The organism is Dielma fastidiosa, assembly GCF_000313565.1.
In the GTDB taxonomy this organism is placed as follows: domain Bacteria; phylum Bacillota_I; class Bacilli_A; order Erysipelotrichales; family Erysipelotrichaceae; genus Dielma; species Dielma fastidiosa.
In genome coordinates, this window is the sequence record NZ_HE578929.1 from 153,530 (window position 1) to 176,508 (window position 22,979).

General features: G+C 41.7%; 13 protein-coding genes and 1 pseudogene. 13 read left to right on the top strand and 1 reads right to left on the bottom strand.

Features of this window, described 5'->3' with window-relative positions; genetic code table 11:
• Positions 1 to 6 precede the first annotated feature (6 nt).
• The 9 genes and pseudogenes from DAHG_RS14290 (at position 7) to DAHG_RS22155 (ending at position 11,194) form a co-directional block, all read left to right on the top strand.
• Positions 7 to 1,413 (top strand): MBOAT family O-acyltransferase, encoded by a 1,407-nt coding sequence (locus tag DAHG_RS14290; protein WP_022939033.1) that lies wholly within the window; start codon positions 7 to 9, stop codon positions 1,411 to 1,413.
• A gap of 15 nt (positions 1,414 to 1,428) precedes the next feature.
• Positions 1,429 to 2,547, top strand: coding sequence for a DHHW family protein (locus DAHG_RS19810; RefSeq protein ID WP_022939034.1), 1,119 nt, complete (start codon positions 1,429 to 1,431; stop codon positions 2,545 to 2,547).
• A 63-nt stretch (positions 2,548 to 2,610) separates the two neighbouring features.
• Positions 2,611 to 3,447 carry a YihY/virulence factor BrkB family protein gene (locus DAHG_RS14300; protein WP_022939035.1) on the top strand — a complete coding sequence of 279 codons (837 nt, stop codon included), beginning with the start codon at positions 2,611 to 2,613 and terminating at the stop codon, positions 3,445 to 3,447.
• Positions 3,448 to 3,456: 9 nt separating this feature from the next.
• Positions 3,457 to 4,770, top strand: coding sequence for a 23S rRNA (uracil(1939)-C(5))-methyltransferase RlmD (rlmD, locus tag DAHG_RS14305; protein WP_022939036.1), 1,314 nt, complete (start codon positions 3,457 to 3,459; stop codon positions 4,768 to 4,770).
• A 295-nt stretch (positions 4,771 to 5,065) separates the two neighbouring features.
• Positions 5,066 to 5,827 (top strand): peroxide stress protein YaaA, encoded by a 762-nt coding sequence (yaaA, locus tag DAHG_RS14310; RefSeq protein ID WP_022939037.1) that lies wholly within the window; start codon positions 5,066 to 5,068, stop codon positions 5,825 to 5,827.
• A 75-nt stretch (positions 5,828 to 5,902) separates the two neighbouring features.
• Positions 5,903 to 8,440, top strand: a complete 2,538-nt coding sequence (locus DAHG_RS14315) for a bifunctional diguanylate cyclase/phosphodiesterase (protein ID WP_022939038.1) — start codon at positions 5,903 to 5,905, stop codon at positions 8,438 to 8,440.
• Between the two features lie 46 nt (positions 8,441 to 8,486).
• Positions 8,487 to 9,446 carry an alpha/beta hydrolase gene (locus DAHG_RS14320; protein WP_022939039.1) on the top strand — a complete coding sequence of 320 codons (960 nt, stop codon included), beginning with the start codon at positions 8,487 to 8,489 and terminating at the stop codon, positions 9,444 to 9,446.
• 8 nt (positions 9,447 to 9,454) lie between these two features.
• Positions 9,455 to 10,675: pseudogene (locus DAHG_RS20970) on the top strand (alpha/beta fold hydrolase); the annotation flags it as partial.
• A gap of 21 nt (positions 10,676 to 10,696) precedes the next feature.
• Positions 10,697 to 11,194, top strand: a complete 498-nt coding sequence (locus tag DAHG_RS22155) for a pyridoxamine 5'-phosphate oxidase family protein (protein ID WP_034457319.1) — start codon at positions 10,697 to 10,699, stop codon at positions 11,192 to 11,194.
• A gap of 50 nt (positions 11,195 to 11,244) precedes the next feature.
• Here DAHG_RS22155 and DAHG_RS14340 read toward each other — a convergent pair whose 3' ends face one another.
• The gene (locus tag DAHG_RS14340) at positions 11,245 to 12,621 is read right to left on the bottom strand and encodes a glutamate synthase-related protein (RefSeq protein ID WP_022939041.1); all 1,377 of its coding nucleotides are present in this window, start codon (positions 12,619 to 12,621) and stop codon (positions 11,245 to 11,247) included.
• Between the two features lie 175 nt (positions 12,622 to 12,796).
• Between DAHG_RS14340 and DAHG_RS14345 the strand changes: the two genes are divergently transcribed.
• Genes DAHG_RS14345 through DAHG_RS14360 form a run of 4 tightly spaced genes read left to right on the top strand, consistent with a single transcriptional unit; the run spans position 12,797 to position 22,943 of the window.
• Positions 12,797 to 15,037: a putative bifunctional diguanylate cyclase/phosphodiesterase gene (locus DAHG_RS14345; RefSeq protein ID WP_022939042.1), complete on the top strand. Its 2,241-nt coding sequence runs from the start codon at positions 12,797 to 12,799 to the stop codon at positions 15,035 to 15,037.
• A gap of 46 nt (positions 15,038 to 15,083) precedes the next feature.
• Positions 15,084 to 16,655, top strand: coding sequence for an amidohydrolase (locus DAHG_RS14350; RefSeq protein ID WP_022939043.1), 1,572 nt, complete (start codon positions 15,084 to 15,086; stop codon positions 16,653 to 16,655).
• A 58-nt stretch (positions 16,656 to 16,713) separates the two neighbouring features.
• Entirely contained in the window at positions 16,714 to 17,394 is a 681-nt protein-coding gene (locus tag DAHG_RS14355) for a class B sortase (RefSeq protein WP_022939044.1), read from the top strand.
• 11 nt (positions 17,395 to 17,405) lie between these two features.
• On the top strand, positions 17,406 to 22,943 hold the full coding sequence (locus DAHG_RS14360; RefSeq protein WP_022939045.1) for a SpaA isopeptide-forming pilin-related protein: 5,538 nt from the start codon (positions 17,406 to 17,408) through the stop codon (positions 22,941 to 22,943).
• Positions 22,944 to 22,979: the final 36 nt, after the last annotated feature.

A 22,979-nucleotide genomic window follows, 5' to 3' on the forward strand; every position in this document is an offset into this window, starting at 1 on the left:
GAAAATATGATTTTCAGCAGTGTATTATTCCTTTATATATATTTGCCTTTAGTGCTGCTGATTTATCAGCTGACACCTTTAAAATATCGTAATCTATTATTATTGATCGTCAATTTGATATTCTATGGCTGGGGTGAACCGGTCTATATACTCTTGATGTTCCTATCGATCGGCATTGATTATGTCAATGGTTATTATGTCGCCAAGTATCGGGACATTGATCGGCAAAGAGCAAAAAGGTTTGTAATCATATCGGTAGTAATGAATCTTTCATTGCTTGGTTTCTTTAAGTATTATGATTTTCTGGCTGGCAGTCTGAATAGTCTGCTGAACGCACAGGTACTGCATCCGTTAGGTTTAGCATTGCCCATCGGTATTTCGTTTTATACTTTTCAGACAATGTCCTATACGATTGATATTTACCGTCATCAGGCGGATGCCCAGAAGAACATTATCAATTTCGGCACCTATGTTACCTTATTCCCGCAGCTGATTGCCGGTCCCATCGTTCGATATAATGATGTGGCGGATCAATTGGAACATCGTGAATCTTCGGCAGATCAATTTGCTTATGGTGTGCAGCGTTTTATATTAGGTCTCGCTAAAAAAGTGCTGCTGGCTAATAACATTGGATTATTATGGGAAACTGTTCAGAAAATGGATTTTGGCAGCATGAGCGTATTAGCAGCCTGGCTGGGAATTATCGCATTTGCTTTCCAGATATACTTTGATTTTTCAGGATACAGCGATATGGCTATTGGCCTTGGTAAAATGTTTGGTTTTACCTTCTTAGAAAACTTTAATTATCCCTATATTTCTAAAAGTATCACTGAATTCTGGCGCCGCTGGCATATTTCTTTATCCGTATGGTTTAAAGAATATGTCTATATTCCGCTTGGCGGCAACCGCAAGGGAACATTTAGAATGATATTGAATCTTGCAGTGGTTTGGATGCTGACCGGTTTTTGGCATGGCGCAAGCTGGAATTTCCTTTGGTGGGGATGCTATTTTGGTGTTCTGCTGATCATTGAAAAACTCTTTTTGAAGCGGCTGCTTGATGCTTGCCCGGCAGTTATCACGCATTTATATACGCTGATATTGGTTTTGATTTCTTGGGTATTGTTTGCCCTGAGTGACGGACCTTCGATATTCACTTATCTGCGGGCGATGTTTGCCCTGAATGGCAATGGCCTTTTTGATAGCTCATCGATTTATTTATTAGCTAATTATGCAATCATGCTAGTAATCCTGACGATTGCATCATTGCCGCTTGGCAAAAAGCTGTATCATCGATTTATTGAAAATCAGCCTGGTTATGTGCTGGTTCCGCTTGTATTGATGTTCCTGCTGCTTGCAAGTACAGCTTATATTGTCGATGCCAGCTATAACCCATTTTTATATTTTCGGTTTTAGGAAGGAGGCAGAATTATGAAAAAAATGATTGACCGTATCACCATCGGTATGTTTGCATTTATTCTAAGCGGTTTATTTATCATGAATATTCTGCGTCCGGTTCGCTCTTTCTCACCGAATGAAAATCGCATACTTGCTCAGTTTCCGGAATTTTCAGTGAAAAAGCTGCTGAATCATGAATTCACAAGTAATTATGAAACCTTTATCACTGATCAATTTGCCGGCCGTGATCAATGGGTTGCGGCAAAAACTTCAATGGAGCGCCTGCTCGGCAAGGTTGAAAATAATGGCGTTTATTTCGGTAAGGATGATACGCTGATTGAAAAACTGTCTGCTGTTGATGCAGCACTTGTTGATAAGAATATTCGTTATGTAAATCAATTCGCTGACGCGTTGGATCAGCAGGTAAAGATTGATATGATGCTGATACCAGGTGCCGCCGCGATTCAAAAGGCCAAGCTGCCATGGATCAGTGATGATATTGATCAGCTGGCATTGATTGATGATATTCAAAGTAAATTAACTTCACGGATTAATTTTGTTAATGTGAATGAAACTTTTCTGGCACATGCAAATGAGGATTTATATTTTAGAACTGATCATCATTATTCAATCTATGGCGCGGGTTTGGCTTATCAATGTTATGCAGAAACCCTTGATCTGCCAATCAGCGACAGCTATGTGTATGAGGTTGTGGCTGATGATTTTCTTGGTACACTAGCTTCACAGTCAGGTGCCTATGGCATTAAACCCGATGTTATTATCAAATTGGTTAATGATGAACAAATTACTGTGACTTATCCGGATACGGGATTGATAGATAATAATGTATATCTTGAAGATAATTTGAATGTTAAGGATAAATATACTTATTATTTGAATGGCAATCATTCTCTGGTACAGATCAAAACGAATGCTGATCGGCATGAAAAATTACTGATTCTGCGTGATTCATATGCTAATATATTTACCCCGTATCTGCTTCAGGCCTTTAGTGAAATTGATCTGCTTGATCTACGCTATTACAAATATTCAATTTCTGAATATATCAATGAGCATGAAATTGATCGGGTATTGATTCTGTACAGCGGCAAGAATTTCATGAGTGATGTGAATTTTACTTTCTTAAAATAGAGGAACTTTCCTCTTTTTTGCTTTTTAAGCAAAGAATAAGGTATAATAGTAAAGGTGGTAAAGGTGAATAAAATTAGAAAGCTGATTGAACAGTTTACTTCATTTGAAGGCAGTCTGTTTTGTTATTCATTATCTTTTTCGTTTTTGTTGGCACTGGCACCGGCGCTGACAATCTTTGTCATGCTCTTTGTCATTTTTTACCTTGATCCTCAAATTATCATCGAGTTTGGTACAAAATTTCTGCCAGCTGATTATATAACCCCCTATGTAGATTTTATCTTAAGCAAAGAAGTCAGCGGATTAGTGCCGTTGATTACAACGCTGGCAATTTCTATGTGGCTGGCTTCAAGAAGTATTTATTCATTTCTTTTAGTCAGTGCTCAGCATGAAGAAATCACCTATCCGAAATGGTCGATCAGAATCAAATCATTAATTGTGTCGTTGGTATTATGCGGATATGTGATTGCGTCAATTTATGCGTTGATTCTGCTTGGCACCTGGCTGCCGTATTTGATGCCGGCAGGGGTCTGCGCGATCTTGCTGATTGCCTTTATTTTGTTTTATCGAACGATATCTTTTGAAAAAAAGGAATTGTCTTATGGGGCAGTCGGCGGTTTATTCGCGACAATCAGTATCAGTGGTGTCGGCTATTTGTTTTTCTATATCGTAAATCGTTTTACCAGTTATTCACTGGTTTATGGGCCATTGGCATCGTTAGTCGTCTTGCTGTTGTCGATTTATGTGATTTCGAGTATTATTTATTTTGGTTATTTATTGAATGTGGTTTTTGAAGATAAAACCGAGCATCCGAGAATGAAGGCTGCTGGTTTATTTGATTTCTGTACGTCAGTTCATGAAGGCGTACAAGGCTTTTTAGAAAATAAATTCATGAAGAAATAGGAGAAGCGTATGCGTGTAGTAATAGAAAAAATGGGAATAAACGGTGAGGGGATTGGTTATATCAACCGCAAGCCGGTGTTTGTTGAGGGGGTATTGATTAAAGAAGAGGCAGATATTGAGATAACTGCTAACAATAAGACTTATGCGGTTGGGAAAGTAAAGAAGATCGTGAAGACCTCCGAGCATCGCGTTAAGCCGAAATGTAAGATACAGGGGCGCTGCGGTGCTTGTCCGCTGATGATTACTGATTATGAGAATCAATGTGCTGTCAAAGAAGCTAATCTGAAGCAGGCGCTGATTAAGTATGCTCATGTAAACCCGCGGCTGATTAAGAAGATTATTCCTTCAGAGAACGTGTTTAATTACCGTAATCAGCTGAAACTGCCGTTTTCAATGAATGAGGAACGTGAATTAGTGACAGGGATGTATCAGCCAAATTCAAATTATTTTAATGAGATCGATCATTGTGTAATTCATGATCAGGATCTGGAACAGACGCGCAAGGCTGTTTTAAAGGTACTGAATGATTATCGGTGCAGGAGTTATGATTATCATCAGAAAAAGGGCTTCCGTTCTTTAATTATTCGTATGATTGACGGCCGCTCACAGATTACCTTGGTAACGGGTGAGGAGGAACTGCCAGCGTCAATGATTGAAGCTATCATGCAGATTAAGGGTGTAGTTTCGTTGTGGCAGAGTGTGAATACAATCAAAAAGACACCGGAAATATTCGGGCCTAAGATGGTGCTTCTGGCAGGCGAGCGTACTTTGGATATCCGTATGGATGATTTAAAGCTTCAGCTTTCGCCGCGTTCTTTCTTTCAGCTGAATACTTTGCAGGCTAAGCGGCTCTATTCAACCGCCAAGGGACTTCTTAAGGAGCACTATGGCTTGATTGTAGAAGCATACAGCGGGGTAGGCGGGATTTCATTATATTTAAAAGATAAAGCTGATGAAATTATCGGTATTGAAAGTATTAAGGATGCGGTGGTTAACGCGAATGCGAATGCTAAGTTGAATCATGCTGATAATGTATCTTTTATTTGTGCGGATGCCGCTGATAAGCTGACTTATATATCAAAGAAAAGGGAGATTGATCTGCTCGTGGTCGATCCGCCGCGCAGTGGTCTTGATGATGCTATGCTGGAAACAATCTTGCGAAGTAAAATCAGGGAGATCGTATATATTTCATGCAATCCGGCGACGTTGGGAAAAAATCTGGATATTCTGCTGGATCGTTATGAGGTAAAGGTGGTGCAGCCTGTCGATATGTTCCCAAATACGGCGCACGTCGAATCTATTACTCTGCTTGTAAGAAAGTAATTTTAATAAATATTAAATTGGGTGCTGATTTTATGAAATACAGATCCTTGAAGTAGTTAGTGAGATGGCGATTCTATAATGAAAAGTGTTTTCTGATTCAGACATGAATTGAAAGACATTGCCCCCAATGATATTAAATTATTAACAAAAGATGTACGTCCATGTTGACTTGCATCTTTTTTTAAATGCATTGCATCAATTATTACGAATTGGTTCTTACATTAAAATCTTGTTAAATAAGTGCTTTCGGCTTTAGAAAACCGCTGATTTATGGTATTTTAATGCTGGTGATAGTATGAAAATAATCATTTCTCCGGCTAAACGGATGAATCGTGATAATAATTATTTTGAAGTGAATCAGCCGCTTTTCTTAAAGGAGAGTGCCGGACTTTTGGAAATCGTTCGCTCATTCACTCAGCCGCAGCTTCAATATATTCTTGAGTGTAATGAAGTGATTGCTCATGAGGCATATAAACAGTATCAGCATATGGATTTGAATGAATGCGGAACAGCGGCTCTGCTCAGCTATCAAGGGATTCAGTACACATCAATGGCACCGCACGTATTTACCGATGAACAGCTTGCTTATTGTGAGGCACATGTGCGTATCTTATCTGGTTTTTATGGCCTTTTGCGGCCATTTGACGGTGTGCTTCCTTATCGGCTGGAATTAAACAATCGCTTTAAATATGGACCATGGGACAGCTTGTATGCGTTTTGGGGAAATAAGCTCTATGAAAGTCTTGATGAATCATCGTGTATTCTTGATTTATCAAGTGTTCAATACAGTAAAATAATCAGAAGATACAAAAAGAGCCAAGTTCGTATGATCAAATGCTATTTCATGGAACAATGTGATGATGGATATAAAGAGAAGGGTGTCTATGTGAAAAAAGCTCGTGGTGAAATGGTGCGTTATCTGGCCGAAATAAAAGCTGAAGAGCCAGAAGCTGCACAAGGCTTTGATCGGCTTGGCTATCATTTTCAGCCAACCCTTTCAAATCATGAGCATTATGTGTTTACACGTGATCGTTTTTCAATGAATAAATACAAATGATTTAAAATATCGCTTGTTTCAATGCTGTTAAAAGTTTACAATTAAAAGTGATAGAGTGAGTAAGGTGAGCCAGCTATGAAATCAGAAAAAGACATGAGCAGTGAATTTCATTCTGTGGTCTTGAATCAATTGGACACAGGTGTATTTATAACAGAAGCTGATACGGATCGGATCGTTTACATGAACGAAACGATGAAACAGCGGTTTCAGCTTGTAGATCCTGAGGGAAAGCCATGTTATAAGGTGCTTCAAAAGGATATGAACGAACGCTGTGCTTTTTGTAACCGGCGTGAATTACTGACGAACCGGCAAATGAAAGACTGCGTATGGAATGAAGTAAATACAATCAATCATCGTTTGTATAAAAATTATGATCAGCTTTTTGAATGGCAGGGGAAGCAGTATTTTATTGAAAATTCAATCGATATTACGGATTTAATGTCAATTAGTGAAACTAATTCAGCTGCTTTTAATCTGAACGCGAATGACGGCTCTTTTATGCAGCTGATTCGCTTAGGTAAAAATGAAAATAAAAGTGTGACGGTGGTCATGTGTGATATTAATGATATGAAGCTGATTAATGAACAATATGGCTGGTCGGCGGGTGATCGTCTGCTTAGTGCCTTTGCTGATTATTTTCGCCGTCAGCTTCATGAACAGGAGCTGTTCTTTTCTCTGAAAAGCGATCAGTTTATGGCTGTGTTCTATGGTGAGAATTATCAAAGTGCTGAGAAACGTGTCCAGCAAATTCAAAAAACGATGGCTTTTGATAAGGATAATGGTCAATTACCTTATGAATTTACATTTAGCTTTGGTTTGTATGAGGTTTATCCCAGTGATCATTACAGTGCTGAGGATATCATTGCCAGAGCGGATGAGCGGCTGTATCAACAGCAGCGGGCTTATCATATCATGAAGTCTAAAAATCAATATTTAAAGCATGCCGGTGCCACAACCGCCGTTGATTTTGAATACGATAAGGAACATTTGTATGAGGCGTTGGCTGCCAGCAGTGATGATTATCTGTTTGTCGGCAATATGAAAACCGGCGTATTCAGATATCCGGAAACAATGGTACAGGAATTTGGCCTGCCAGGTCAGATTGTCGAGAATGCTGCAGCTTTCTGGTCTGAGCTGATTTATCCTGAAGATATTGAGGATTTTTTGGCAAGCAATCAAGAAATAGCCGATGGCCGTGCTGAATCACATAATATTGAGTATCGGGCAAAAAATGTTCGCGGTGAGTGGATCTGGCTGCGCTGCCGCGGCAATATGATTCGCGATGAACAGGGCAGCCCGAATTTATTTGCGGGAATTATTTCAAACCTTGGCAAACAGCGCCAGATTGATCCGATGACGGGTTTGGATAATAAATTTGCGTTTGAAGACTTAGTTAAGAAAAGCTTGATGAATAAGGATCAGGTTAAACAATTGGGTATCATGGTATTAAATATTGATTCATTTAAAAATATCAATGATTTATACAATCGTTCTTTTGGTGATGAAATTTTGCGTCTGACCGCTTCCAAGCTGAATTCACTATTGCCTGAGCAGGCTAAACTGTATCGATTGGACGGCGATGAGTTTGGTGTCGTATTATTTAATCCAAGACTGAATGAGGTTTTATCTTTTTATCAGCAGATTCAGACGGTTTTCAATCGTCAGCAGGAATATGACGGCAGAAAATATTATTGTACATTGTCGGCAGGTTATGCGCTTTATCCGCAGGATGCAGAGAATTATCAGAATTTATTAAAGTATGCCAATTATTCACTGGAGCATTCAAAGCATATTGGTAAAAATCGTCTCACCCTTTTTTCAAGTGATATATTAAAACAGAAGGAGCGAAAGCTGGAACTGATGGAAATGCTTAGAGAAAGTGTTGACCGAGGTTTTGTCGGTTTTTCTGTTGCTTATCAGCCGCAGGTAAACTCTAAGGATCAGAAGCTGCATGGCGCGGAGGCATTAGCTAGATGGAGCTGTCCTAAATATGGCAATATATCACCAGTGGAGTTTATCCCCTTGTTGGAACAAAGTGGTTTGATTGTGCAGTTTGGTAATTGGATTGCTTATCAGGCAGCGCAGCAGTGTAAAAAGTGGTGTGCCTATCAGCCGGATTTTAAAGTCAGTATTAATTTGTCTTATCGGCAGCTGATTGAGGGAGATATTCTTCCTTTTATGAAAGAAACGCTAAAGAAGCTGAAGCTCAGTCCGGATAATGTGATCATGGAGTTGACGGAGACTTATTTAGCTCAGGAAGATGGTTCAATACAGGAAGCAATCAGCGAATTAAAGCGTATTGGCATTCAGCTGGCAATGGATGATTTTGGCACTGGTTATTCATCGCTGTTTTCATTAAAGAATATGCCGGTCAATGTTGTGAAAATCGACCGCGGTTTTGTGAAGGAAATTACGACGGATATGTTTAATGCAACATTTATTCGTACAATTACTCAGCTGTGTCATGAGGTTGGCAAGACGGTATGTCTGGAAGGCGTTGAGTCGGCTGAGGAATATAATGTTGTTAAATACAGCGGCATTGAACTGATTCAAGGCTATTATTTCGGCAAGCCGATGTCCGCCGCTGATTTTGAAGAGAAATATTTTAAATAAGCAGCGCTAACCAGCGTTCAATAATTAAACAATAGGAGGAAAGCATATGACAAAAAGAATGTGGGCGGCAGCCGATGGCAAATTAGAGATTGAAGGTAAAAGAGGTTCATTTGATATTGCCTATGGCAATGCTTCAGAGTTACAGAAGCTTGATATTTGGCTGCCTGATACTGAGCAGGAAAAGGTACCGTTTATTTTTATTATTCATGGCGGTGGTTTTATGGCGCTGGATAAGCGTGACTGTGAAATGGCACACGCAATTAAGGAAACAATTAAGCGCGGTTTTGCGGCCGTGAGCTTGAATTACCGCATGACTCAGGAAGTAAAATTTCCGGAACCAATCAGAGATATCAAGCAGGCGATTCGTTTTATAAAAAAACATGGTGCTGAATATCAGCTGGATACGGAAAAAATGATGGTATGGGGCGGCAGTGCCGGCGGTTATTTAACTTTAATGGCAGCTTTGTTTAATAATGAAGCCTATTTTGATAATCCGGATGATGAAAATGCGGATGTGCAATTCAAAATCGATGGGGCTATCGCCTGGTATCCAATTACTGAATTTGCAACTCTGGATCATCAGCTGCAAACAAATAGTTTGATTAATAAGTATTTGCGCAAGGAAATTAAGGATCAGCATGAATGCTATGTCAACGCGATGCCGGAAAGTGAAGAAAATGCGTTCCCGTATCATGCTTCTTTGGATTCAGCAGGCTCTATTCTGCTTGGTGAAAATTGCTGTGTTGATAATGAACTAACCCGTAAAGCCAGCCCGATTTATTATATTAAATCAGATATGCCGAGAATTTATATTCAGCATGGCAGCGGTGATGAAATCGTGCCGATGCAGCAATCCATTGACTTTGCTTTAAAAGCTAATGAGCTGTGCGGTGAGGAAAGAGTTATCTGTGAGATTGTTCCGGATGCGATTCACGGCTCGATGCTTTTTGAAACTGCAGATAATTATGATAAGTTATTTGCATTTATCCATGCGATTATGGATTAGGAGTGGTTATGTCATTTACAATCAATAAAATAAAAATTGAAAGTTCTACGCATCAGTATCAGATTCCAGCTGTTTTGACACTTCCCCAGCAGCATGATTGTCCGGTTGTGATTCTCTGTCACGGTACCGGCAGTGATAAAGATGAGGCAGGCAATGGGTATGTTTACTTGGCAAATCGGCTGGCGGCGAAAGGTATTGCTTCTCTGCGTTTTGATTTTATCGGAACCGGTGAGAGCCGTGTCGATTATATTGAATATACCTTTACATCAGCACAGCGGGATATTAATGATGTGCTGGCTTATCTTGATACTTGTCCAACCATCAGCAAGCATGCTATAGGTATTTTAGGCTGGAGTCAGGGCGGTACAATGGCAATGCTGGCGGCTGGTCAAAATCCGCGGTTTAAATCAATTGTTACTTGGGCAGGCTCATGTGAAGTTCAGCAGCTTTATGATGAGGCCGATTATGCGCTTGCGCAGAAACAAGGATATGCGATGTTGGAGCTGGGATTCAGAGCCCCCTTGCGGCTGAGTCTTGAATGGATGAACGACGCGCGGAATTGTGATGTGCTGTCGGTGTTTGCGAAAAGTGATGCAAGCGTGCTGGCAATTGCCGGTACTCGTGATGATGTTGTCGATCCTGAATGCGCGTCAAAAATTGCGGCTGTCAGTCATCATGAACTATCAACATCGAAGCTAATATCAGGAGCTGACCATTGTTTTAATATTTTAACCGGTGATCACAGCGCCTTTAATGAATTAATGGCGATGAGTGTCGATTGGTTTGAAAATACGCTGAATAGGGAAGCGCGGATTGAACGCTACTGGCAGCAGTTTTTAGCGGACAGCAAACGGCCTGCGGACACTCGATATTTAGAGGCATTTCATTTTGATCTAAACCAAAGAAGTGCCGATGAATTGCTTGAATTAGTGCTGACGGGCAAGAAAAAAGCCACCTCAAGCAGTTACTATGAGCTGGCGGATAATTTGCCTGAAGTCGGCAGTTTGAGTATTGTCACTGACTGGCTGGGCAATCCTGCCTGTGTTATTGAGACAACTCGCCTGCAGACACTACCTTTTTCTGAAATTGATTTTGCTTTATGCAGTCTTGAAGGTGAAGATACATGTCTTGAAACATGGCGGCAGAATCATGAGCATTACTTTACGGCTGACGGCAAGCGGCGCGGATATGAATTCAGCTGGGATATGCCGGTGATTTTCGAGGAGTTTAATGTGATTTATGCAGAGCCGCTGCGCTGTCCGACTGAATTTAGAGCTCTGCGGCGCAAGGCACAGGCATTAAGTGAAGAAAGCTGCCGAGAAATTCTGCGCCAAGCAACTACCGGCGTTTTAGCTGTGCTTGGGGATGAGGGATATCCGTATGCGGTGCCGCTTAATTATTGTCTTGAAGGAAATAAAATTTATATTCACTGTGCAAAAAACGGCCATAAGCTTGATGCAATCAGACAATGTGAAAAGGTATCCTTCTGTGTAATTGGTCAAGATGATTTGAAGCCAGAGCTGTTTACAACATTTTATAAGAGCGTGATTGTGTTTGGCCGTGCTTCAATAATCGATGATGAAACGGCAAAGCGCCATGCTATCTCCATGCTTTGTGAAAAATACGCCCCCGATTTAATTGCGGAAGGTCAGAAGGAAATCGATGCCTTCTGGAATGGACTCACCATGCTTCAAATTGATATTGAAGCGATCAGCGGCAAACAGACTAAGGATCTTGCTGAGGAATAATAAAATAAGCTTATACCATGTTATGAGAATGTGGCATAAGCTTTTTAATTTTATACGTGTTTGATTTTTGTATGTGCTGATATTTCTGAATTGGTTGTAGCTAAATCTTTAATTGAAAAATCATGAATGCTGCGATGACCGCAGATACGGGCAAAGGATTTTAATTCTTCACGCAAAGCGGTAAGGAAGTTTTCTACTTGTTTAGCACTCTTGTCAACATCCAATCGTTTCCGCAGCTGTTCGTCTTGGGTGGCAATTCCCATCGGACATTTGCCGTTATGACAGATTCGGTATTGCTGACAGCCTAAGGCCATCATTGCCGCTGTCGCAATTGCTACCGCATCAGCTCCCATCGCCAAGGCCTTGACAATATCGCCGCTGGTTCTAAAGCCGCCGGTGATTATTAGCTCTTGAGGCATATCGTGTGCATCCATATAGGCACGGGCTCTGGCTAATGCAAAGAGGGTTGGTACAGAAGTATTATCTTTCAGATATTTGGGTGAAGCGCCGGTAGCACCGCCGCGTCCGTCAATGGTAATAAAGTCAGGATTGGCTGCTTTGATCCATTCAAGATCTTCTTTGATGTGACCTGCCGCGATTTTAATGCCGATCGGTCTGCCTAAAGAGCGCTGACGCAGTTCATCAACTAAATGCTTCAAATCCTCTTTTGTATTGATTTCACTGAAACGGGAAGGGGAATGGATGTCCATGCCCATTGGTTTGCCGCGTACTGCCGCGATTTCTTCAGTAACCTTATCCGCCGGCAAATGACCGCCCATGCCCGGCTTGCAGCCCTGACCGATTTTTATTTCAATCGCGCCGCTGGTCTGCAGATTTTCATCAGTAAGACTGTATTTATTAGGAATGTATTCAAAGATGTATTGATAAGCATGTGCTTTTTCTTCCTTAAGCACACCGCCTTCACCGCCGCATTCTGCTGTTTTCACTGCTGAACTGCCAATAGCTAAAGCTGTTTTTGCTTCTTTGGAAAGGGCGCCAAAGGACATATGTGAAATATACACCGCATGATCAAGCACCATCGGTTTTAATGCATGACTGCCGATGATTGTTTGTGTACAAACCTCTTCATCATCTAAAAGCGGCGGATTGGCAAGCTGACCGCCCATAATTAAAACATCATCAAAATTAATAATTGGTTTTTGCGTCCTCATAGCATCAATTCTGCTTTTTCCCTCAGCCGCCATTTCATGTATTAAATCCATCGCGGTTTCAATTTCATCATTCCTTCTTAACCGGGCTGACGCATTATCATTATTAGCTGGCACCGATGGTTCATCAGCACATGAAAAAATACTTTTACTTGCTGTACAGAAAGGACAGACCCATTCTTCATCAAGCTGATCCCAGCGTTTACCTTCTGTTTCCTCATCATAAAGATATCCGCATATCCCACATTTATAGATCATAAAATATACCTCCTGTTGTTTTTATTGTAAGCCTTTTCTTGGCTCGTGGGCAAGTAAAATAAACAGGATCTTTTTTTAATGAAGCAGCAGCTGGATTTATTGGCTAATAAGTACGGCTGGACTATCCTAAGTATTAAAACTATGCTATGATAAATAAAAACTATAGGGTATCTTTATGACGAAAAACAAAAAATCTGTTTCAGTTCTTATTACTTCTGCACTAGCCGTCTGTATGCTTTTTATTATGCTTTCCGCATGGCTGATTGCTGATACGCTGAATGAGAGCCGGCAGCAGGGCATAGCCTCGATGCAATCTTCACAGCTTCAGACAAAGAATGCGGTTAATTTGAAAATTAAAGGTGATCTTGAAATATTAGATGCCTTGGCAACATTTATCAGTGCCATGGATGAAGCGAATGTCGATCTGCTGATGTCGCTGATCAAGGATGTCAACAGCCGCAATAGTTTTATTCGCCTTGGCTTGATACAGCCTGATGGCTCAGGGTATCTTGCTGATGTAGACGGTACAGTGTATTATGATGATTTTGCTGATGAGCCGGTGATTGCTGAGGCGCTTATGGGAACTGGCGGTGTTTCAAATACAATGGCAGATCGGTTTAGTGATCATATCATTTATATTTATGCGGTACCGATTATGCAGGAGGGGGCTGTAATCGGTGCGCTGACAGCAACTAATTATGGTGTGATTCTGCGTGATATCATTGATGATGCGTCATTCTTTGAGGCAGGATATTCACATCTGATACGCTCTGACGGCCGCTATCTGATACGCTCAAATACTGACTATCTTGATCAGGAAATGGTTACTATTGATGAGAAGATTAAGTATAAGAATCAGGGATATGATGCTTTTATGGCTGATTTGAAGGCATTTGGCACAGGCTTGTACAGCTATAATGACGATGCGGGCGAGATGCTTTTAATGTATACACCGATTGGTATCAATGACTGGATGCTGGTAAGCTTTGTCCCATCAGTAAATCTGACAGAAAATAATTATCGGATTCTATATGGTATCTGCGGAATTGTCTTATTAGCGCTTTTAATTTTTATCTTCTTTGGTTATCAGCTTTATCGAATCAACCGCCAAAATGTGAATCATTTGAAGTATTTGGCTTATACGGATCCGTTGCTGGGCTGCGCGAATCTGACAAAATTCATTGAAACCGGTGAAAAGCTGCTTCAAGAATCACATCATAACTATACTGTCTGGTATATCGATATCACTAAATTCAAATATTATAATGATATCTATGGGTATGATGCCGGTGATGCACTGCTTCAAAAATTATCAGATCTTTTCGCAAAGGATCCGCAATGCAGCTTATATTGCCGTGTTGGGGCTGATGATTTTGCCGGTTTGCTGTGTGATCTGGATAAGCCTGCGGTAAGCTTATGGTTTGCCCATCTCTGCGGGCAGTTTGATAAACTTGAACATATGGAAAGGCATGGCAATTTCATGCGCCTGACGGCTGGCTTTTATATGCCTGCAAATGATGGCAGTCAGCTGCCTTTACAAACCTTGATTAATCGTGCCAATATGGCTCATAAATCAGGTATGAGCGGCCGAGAGAATTATGCATTTTATTCAGAAGATGACCATCAGCGGGTATTGATTGAGAATGCGATGGAAGCCCATATGCATACAGCCCTTAAGGAACATCAATTTAAGGTATATCTGCAGCCTAAGGTGGACATTCAGCATCAGGAGAAAATAATTTCTGCGGAGGCATTGGTGAGATGGGAGGCAGCGTTGGGTTCATTGACAAATCCGGATTTATTTATCCCTTTATTTGAGAAGAATGGTTTTATTGTCAAGCTTGACCGGTATATGTTTACAGCTGTCTGCAGCTGGCTCAGACAATGGCTGGATGCGGGTAATCCGCCATTGATGATTTCAATTAATGTATCACGTTTAAGTTTGTTATGTGATGATTTTCTGGCTTTTTATACAGGTGTGAAGGCTGAGTATCAGATTCCGGATCAGCTGCTGATCTTAGAATTTACTGAGAGTATCGTGCTTGATAATGATGATGTATTTGCCAAGGATGTATTGAATTTAAAGGCGGCTGGTTTTATTTGTTCACTGGATGATTTTGGCAGCGGTTATTCATCATTGAATCTTTTAAAGGATTTACAGATTGATGAGGTAAAGCTTGATCTTGTGTTTTTCAAAAAGAGTGCTGGGCTTGAACGCGGTCAGATTATTGTGAAAAATATCCTGCATATGGCTGAAGAGCTGAATATCAAAACGGTTGCGGAGGGTATTGAGGAGCGGGAACAGGTTGATTTTTTGAAAGTGAATGGCTGCAGTATGGTTCAGGGTTATTATTTTTATAAACCGGTAAGTCTTGATGCTTTCGCAGGGATTTATTATCAGAATCAAGCTTTGTGAGTAGGGTTGGCATAGATGCTTATAATAATGCTGAGGAGATGGCACAATGAAAAAAATATATACTAATGGTGTGATCATAACGATGAGCGGGCAATGCGCCGAGATGGTTGTTTGTGAGCATGGCAGGATCATCGGTTTTGAAGCATTTGATAATGAAGAGGCAGAATGGATTGATTTGCATGGCTGTACGCTGATGCCGGCTTTTATTGATGCCCATTCACATATTACGGCTTTGGCCAGTGCACTGGGTTATGTGGATTTATCTAATGCGGCAAGCTTTGAAGAGATCGTGACGCTGCTTATAAATTTTAAACAGACAAGAAAGCTGAAAGCAGCGGATTGGATCATCGGTTTTAATTATGATCATAATTATCTGCGTGAGAAACGGCATCCGAGTCGTTTTGATCTTGATCTTCCTTCTCTTGAGAATCCTATCATGCTGACTCATGCCAGCGGCCATATGGGGGTTACCAATAGTGTCGGATTGAAGGCTTTAGGCTTAGATGCAAAGACTGTTGATCCTAAAGGCGGCCGTTTTGGCCGGGATGATGCCGGTGAATTGAATGGTTATATGGAGGAGAATGCATTTATTAACGCAAGTGCAGGGATTCCTCAGCCTGCTGTTGAAGCACTGCTGAAACAGCTGAAGATGGCTCAGGATATTTATTTGAAAAATGGTATTACTTTTGTTCAGGAGGGAATTGCCAGAGAGAAGGAATGGCGGCTGCTGAAAAGGGCGGCAGAGGAGAATCAGCTAATCGTTGATGTGGCAGCTTATGTGGATGTGAAGCAATGCGCTCATATTCTAAGTGATGAGAAGCGGTATCGGCATGCGCAGAAGCGATTGCGGATAGCGGGCTATAAGCTGTTCCTCGATGGCTCGCCGCAGGGCAGAACGGCTTGGATGCTTAAGCCTTATTTGCACAGTGATAATTATTGCGGCTATCCGGTATATGATGATGAGCAGGTGAAAGAGTATGTGAAAAAGAGTCAGTCTGAGGGAGTGCAGCTGTTAGTTCACTGTAATGGCGATGCGGCGGCTCAGCAGCTGATTGATGCATATCAGAGTGTTTTAGGGGATAAACAAAGTATGCTGCGGCCAGTCATGATTCATGCGCAATTGGTAAACCGGGATCAGCTGCATGCTATGAGTGCGATGCAAATGATCGCGAGTTTCTTTATTGCTCACGTTTATCATTGGGGCGATATTCATTGTGAGAATTTTGGTATTGCGAGAGCTTCTGAGATTTCACCGGTGCATTCAGCAATCCTTGAGAATGTTGTTTATACATTCCATCAGGATACACCAGTGATTCAGCCCGATATGCTGGAAACATTGTGGTGTGCGGTGAATCGAGTGACGAAAAGCGGGCGCCGGCTTGGCAGTGATGAAGCAATCAGTATCGAAGATGCATTAAAGGCAGTGACAATTAATGCTGCTTATCAGTATTTTGAAGAAAATGAACGCGGTTCGATTGAAATGGGCAAATTGGCGGATTTTGTGATTTTAAGCCAAGATCCAAGACAGGTTGATCCGATGAAAATCCGTGATATTGAAGTTTTAGCAACAATTAAAGAAGGACGATGCTGTTATCGAAAAAATACTTTTGAAAAATAAAGTATTTTTTTTAGGCTTTTTAATTATTGCTGCTTATATAGTAAGTGGGGGGATCAGTATGCGCAGCGTCAGCTTCTTGTTAATACTAATTGTTTTAGGTTGTTTAATGGTTTACCGTTTAGATCAATCAGTGATGAAGGGCAGCCGTCATATTGCTTACTGGCAGTCATCAATACATCAGCAGGCGCCTGTAAAAGAAATGGGAAAGGAGGCAGCAGAGCCGCTGGTCAGGGATGAAATGATTTTATCCGTATTGTCAATCCCTGCCTTGGCAATCCATGAGCCGGTTGTTTGGGGGTTGGATAATGAATTTTATTTAAGCCATGACGCAAAGGGTGAGCCTGACGCATATGGCTGTGTGTTTTTAGACGCGGACAATCGGTTAAATGATCCGCTGCTGATTGTTTATGGACATCATGTAATAGGAACCAATCTGCGTTTCAGTCCGCTGGTTGATTTGATCAATCAGCCGATAGATGAAATTTCAATCACTTTTCTTGATAAAAGCTGGTTGGTAAAGGCGGTCATGCAGACCAGTATCGCATCCGCTAATGACTTGTTTGATCCATGGACGATAGATTTTGTCAATGCGGATCATTTTAAAGCCTATCTGCGTTATCTGGGTGCGCTGAGCGGTCAGTCATTTTCGGCTGCTGAAGGAAAACAAGTTTTATTGCTGAGTACCTGCTTAACGTTAGACAGTAATGAGCGGGTCTTGGTATTTGCGGTGGAGGAATGAGAGGGAGAATCATGAAAAAAGTAGTTAAAGCTTTAATGGTTATGTTTATGTGCTTGACGCAGCTGATGCCGCTCCAATCGATGGAGCAGGGCGGTATCATCGGTGTCATTGATCAAAATCTGTTTGGTGTTGAGGATGTGCCGAGCGGGCCGATTTATGGAAAGGCGCAGATGCAGTATGAGTTTACCTTGGATAATGGTGAACAACGCGTCGATATGGGAGGCAATCACTTACGGGGGATAGCTTATCTGAACACTGCTCAAGGCAGCGTATACTGCATTGATCCAACTACCGGCGCGTGCGGCAGTGTTGGTGATGCGCCGGCTGACAGCTATTCAGTAGAGTCTTATGAAAATGAACTTGCGGATGCGATGGGTTTAATCTGGTATTACGGCAATCAGCAGCATGCTCATGACGCTAATTACATGGATTATGTTGCTGTTACCCAGCTTATGATTTGGGAATTATATGGCTGGCATGCTGAGCTGATCCGTGGCTTTGACAATTATCAAACCATTCGTGATGAAATTGATGCAAATCTTAACGCGCATCAACAAACACCGCAGTGGGAAGTGAAGAGCATTCAGCTGAATCCGGACAATTATGCGGATGATGAGAGAGAGGATGCAGTTAAAATCAATCTGCAGCTGGGTGAGAAGCCTTCATTTACATTGAAACCCGGCGACAGTATCGTGTTGGATGATCTTAACGGTGTATTTGAAAAGTATTATACCGATTGGCCGACCATACCTGCCGGTATTAAGACTGAAAGAGTGGGAAAAAACGGCATTCGCTTTACCGCACTGAGCAGCTTTAAAACAACAGCGTTAGGTTATACAAAGGTAGATCCGCAGGTTATCGGTCATGCGTATTTATTGAAACCTAAAAATGATCTGTCGTGCCAAAAGCTGGTTCAGCCTTATGTCAGCAAGCAAAACAGCGGACGAATTGAATTTTTAATTGGCAGTGAGGGATCTGCGGCAGATTGGCAGTCACCGATTACATATCCGGAATTTGTCAAGGTAGATGCTGAACATAAAATTATGCCGCTGCCAGGCAGCCTTTATCAGCTTTTCAGCAGTCAAAGCATCAAGGTACCTTTTGAACGGCGGACAATGACTTGCAGTGTAAATGCTGAGGGAGAGACAAACTGTTCTGATGAAAGAATCACTTATCAGCAGGAAACGATTTTTAAAACCAATGAGATGCTTCTTGAAATGGTTACCGATCAGCAGGGACAGCTGGATTTAAGTCTGATTGGCAGCTTGTTTGAACAACGTGTAATGGATCAATCCTATGATCGTGATTTAGCGAATGGCGGTTATGAATCTTACGCGCCTGCTGATGATTATGAGGGCTTTAACGGCGGTAAGTTTTATTTAAGCGAAAAGCAGGCATTTGGTCAAACAGGGAGTTATGTCGGCTATTACAATGATGGCAAAAGAATTAGCTTCACCATTGATGCCAATGCGGATCAACGCAAAATAACAGCGGTCAATACCCGTCAGAAAGCTAAGCTTATTTTGCATAAAGCGGATGCTGATGATTTGTATCTGAATCATAATGATAAGCTGCTGCCGCAGGGAGACGCGAGTTTTGCCAATGCGGTATTTGAGTTAAGAGCAGATATGGATATTACCTTGCTGGATGGCACGATTCTTTATGAGCGCGGTGATCTTGTCGATACAATCCGCTGTGATGCGTTTGGGGTTGGTGAATCCGCTGAGCTTGAGCTGGGGCGCTACACGCTGAAGGAAATAAGCCTGCCTGAGGGTTATTGGTATTATCAATATGCGGATGAAGCTCAGAGTGTCACTGTGGATATCCGTTATACTGGTCAGGAACACTCCTTGCAGATTTATACCTATGATAAAAACGAGCTTGGTGATACGAGTCCGTTTGAAGCTGTCGATATTCATGAACTCAGCAGTGATGATCCGCAGCAGTCGCTGATTTACCGGAATTCTGTACAAAAAGGGCATTTGATGATTACGAAGTTTTATGAGGGTGAAGTGGGAAATGAGAGTGCCGGTATGCCGGCGGCTAAAAAACCGGCGGCTGACATCTATTTTGGTATTTATCTGAACAGTAAGGCAGTCAATAATTTGACGGCGGATCTTGATGATGCCTTCTTTATGGCGAAGCAGCTGGATGGCACATATAAAAATAATAAAGGCACAGCCTTACAGATTGCAAAGGATCATGAATTGGCATTATGTGATGTCTATATGGTTATCAAGAGTGATGTGAATGGTGAAGCATCAACACAGCGTCCGGAATCGATCGTCTATGCGGCTACCCATGGTACGATGCAGAAGGATGAAACTATTACCAAGCCGCTGCCGCTGCCGTATGGAAAATATACGGTTATTGAACTGAATACACCAGAAGGCTATAAACCGCTTAGCTTTCAGTTTGAAGTAGCGAAGGTCAGCGGCGAACAGGCAGCAGATCCGATTAATAAGTATGCCATAGTAGCTAAGCGGCAGCTTTTAGAAAACCAGCCGTCGATGCAGAAAATCACCTTAAGCAAACGGGACGCGGAAACCGGCAGTCTGATTGTCAGCGATGATACGGTATTTAAAATTTGGCAGTGGAATTACGATGAGCTTTTCAGTGATGATCAGATCCGCTCTTGGTGGGATGATGAAGAGCAGGAATGGCATATTGGGCTTATCAAAAGAAAGGATCAGCTGCTTTCTGGTTCCAATCAGCAAGTATGGCTTGATGAGACATGCGGACATTGGATTTATCAGCGTTACCAGACACTTACCGGCATGCAGATATTGGCGGAATATAAAACATCTGATGGCTCTATACAGCTGCCGCAGCCGTTAGCGGTTGGTAAATACATGCTGTGTGAAATCAAATCGCCGCAGGGCTATCAGCTGCATAACCAGCCATTATCTTTTGTGGTTGAGGGGGTAAAACATGCTGTTGATGCTGATGATCCAGGCTACATCATGGTACCTAAGCTTGATGAAAACGGACAGCCGGTATTAGATTCAATCGGTAATATCGTGCAGGTAGCGGTACCTAAAAACATTCATCTGTTTATCGATATGGCAGATAAGCCTCAAAAAGGCAGAATTGTAATTGAAAAAACCGGCAGTCAGCTGATTGGCTTTCAAAATGAAAATCAGCAGTTTAAACCGGTATGGGAGACTGCAAGACTTCCTTATGGGGCAGTCTTTGAAATCAGTGCAGCTGACGATGTCATCGTAAATAATCAGTTGGTTTATGCCAAGGGAGATTGGGTTGAAACCATTGTAAGTGATATATATGGAAATGCCTCTACCCATGATCTGCCTTTAGGTACTTATCAGGTTTGTGAAACCGCAAGTGCAGAAGGTTATCTGACAGATCAGGCATGCTATGAGGTAACCCTTGATGCCGATCATTATCTTAAACGGGTTTTTCCGCAGTTTTTTACGGTAGAAAATGAACGTCAGCGGGCAATATACAGCTTTGAGAAGCTATTCCAGACATCATCAGGACGGATACCTGCCAATGATGTTGAATTTGGTTTATATGCCGGTGAATCATTATCAGTAAGTAAACCGGTTAAAAGAGCATCGCTTTACGAGATGAGTGCAATCAGTGCGGCTGATTTGATCTATACGGAAAATGAGCAGGGAATTACAATTGATGCATATATCGGTGATGCTAAGCGAATAGAAATCCCTAATGAAATTAACGCGCAGGCGGTCGTTCAAATTGCCGCTGATGCATTCCGCGGCTGTGATTTAGAGTCAGTTTTGATTCCCGGTAATGTGCAAATGATCGGCAGCCATGCCTTTGCGGACAATCAGCTGGAATTGGTGATTTTACAGCCGATGAGCGTAACCTTTGAGGCCGCTGATGTATTTGCGGATAACCCATTGAAAACATTGGAGGTATATGATTTACCAGCCTATGATCAAGTCAAAATTGGTTTTGGTTTAACGGCTTCTTTCGATCCGCTTGATGGCCGCTGTCTAGGCTTTGCTTTACGCCTGCATGATGCCAGCGATGATGTGCTTGATGATTTTGCCTATGAACCAGCGTCTGAAAGCTTAGTTTTTAATGAAGCCATTGACCCTGCCTTGATTCAGCTGACTAGTCTGACGCTGATGGGCAGCGAATTAAATGTTATCAGCAGGGTAGACAGTGGTGCATCCTCAATCCTGTTGCCGGAAATGATTGATGGTGTTGCCATTGATGGAATATTAAGCCTTGGTAATGCCAGCATTGAAAGCTTGTCAATCCCTGACAGCTATCAATATTTTGGTGAAAATGCCTTGGCAAATCTGCCGAATCTGAAAGGTATTCAATTCAAAGCTTCAGAGAATGCGGCTGAAGCGATGATTATTCATCTGAATAGCTTTGATAACAGTCCCAATCTCGCGGTTATTGAAGCCGAAGCTTCCAGCGCGGCAATTCTTCGTAATCAATTATTTATTTATGATAATGGCGAATTAAAAACAATGGATGAATTTGATGAAAGCAGCCTGCCAAGCTTCTGTTTGCTGCCAATAACAATCTACAGCCATGATAATGAGGGTGGACTTGATGATGAATTCACCTTACCGCCGCATGAAGAAATACTGGGAAAAGACTTTGTGACAGAGATTCCTGAGCACACGCTGATTGAAAGGATAAAGATCAGCAACGGTAAGGGAATCATTGAGTCGCAGCTGCCGCCGGGCAAATATTATCTGAAAGAATTATCAGCACCGGCAGGCTATATTAAGGCATATCACACTTATGAATTTGAAGTTAAAATTGATGATGAGGGAATGCTGAATTTGTTTGCGCAGCCGCTGATAAACGTGGCTGAATCACTGCCTGATACACCTTCCTCAGCCTCTAAGAAGCATGCGGTAAAATTGATTTTATACAAAGCATTTGAGCTTGATTTGAATCATCCACAGCGTGAATTATCCGCCGAATTTGAAATTGTAGAGGCTGGCGGAAAACGGCTAGATACCTTTACTACGGATGCCAGCGGAGCCGGTATTTGGCAGGGAAACTTAGCGCCGGGAAGTTATACCGTTAAAGAAATCAAGACCGCCGAAGGCTATTTGGTCGATACACGCAGTTTTAATTTCCAAGTTGGTGAAAAGGGAAATGATGTCATCGTAATCAATGAAGGAGAGGCAGTAGTCAACCGCTTAGAGCGTCATACATTAAAGCTATTCAAGACTGATGATCATGATATGCCGCTGAAAGGTGCGGAATTTACCCTATATGATGCGCAGTTTGAAAGCTATGCAAAGGCGGTTACCGATGATTTGGGCTATGCGGAATTTTCAGGAATTAAAGCAGGAACTTATTATCTTAAAGAAACGAAAGCACCGGCAGGCTTCATTATTGATGATGTGTTAAAAACAGTAGAGCTTTATGATGATCTCGAGATGATATTCATTAATCAGCCTGGTGAAACAATGAAAACCTATCCGGAAACTGGCACCGCGGCATCTGACAAGTCTGTCAATGAGCCTCTCTTGGTACTTTGCTTATCCGCGTTCTTGTTTGTGCTGATTAAAATGCTTAAAAAATCGCTATAAACCGGTAATATCTGACTTTCATGGAAAAACATATCC

What these genes read in the sequence shown, in the direction of transcription:
- DAHG_RS14340 (WP_022939041.1), bottom strand. Translation starts at nt 12,621, where the DNA reads ATGATCTATAAATGTGGGATATGCGGATATCTTTATGATGAGGAAACA.
- DAHG_RS19810 (WP_022939034.1), top strand. Translation starts at nt 1,429, where the DNA reads ATGAAAAAAATGATTGACCGTATCACCATCGGTATGTTTGCATTTATT.
- DAHG_RS14315 (WP_022939038.1), top strand. Translation starts at nt 5,903, where the DNA reads ATGAAATCAGAAAAAGACATGAGCAGTGAATTTCATTCTGTGGTCTTG.
- DAHG_RS14345 (WP_022939042.1), top strand. Translation starts at nt 12,797, where the DNA reads ATGACGAAAAACAAAAAATCTGTTTCAGTTCTTATTACTTCTGCACTA.
- DAHG_RS14350 (WP_022939043.1), top strand. Translation starts at nt 15,084, where the DNA reads ATGAAAAAAATATATACTAATGGTGTGATCATAACGATGAGCGGGCAA.
- DAHG_RS14290 (WP_022939033.1), top strand. Translation starts at nt 7, where the DNA reads ATGATTTTCAGCAGTGTATTATTCCTTTATATATATTTGCCTTTAGTG.
- DAHG_RS14320 (WP_022939039.1), top strand. Translation starts at nt 8,487, where the DNA reads ATGACAAAAAGAATGTGGGCGGCAGCCGATGGCAAATTAGAGATTGAA.
- rlmD (WP_022939036.1), top strand. Translation starts at nt 3,457, where the DNA reads ATGCGTGTAGTAATAGAAAAAATGGGAATAAACGGTGAGGGGATTGGT.
- DAHG_RS14360 (WP_022939045.1), top strand. Translation starts at nt 17,406, where the DNA reads ATGAAAAAAGTAGTTAAAGCTTTAATGGTTATGTTTATGTGCTTGACG.
- yaaA (WP_022939037.1), top strand. Translation starts at nt 5,066, where the DNA reads ATGAAAATAATCATTTCTCCGGCTAAACGGATGAATCGTGATAATAAT.
- DAHG_RS14355 (WP_022939044.1), top strand. Translation starts at nt 16,714, where the DNA reads ATGCGCAGCGTCAGCTTCTTGTTAATACTAATTGTTTTAGGTTGTTTA.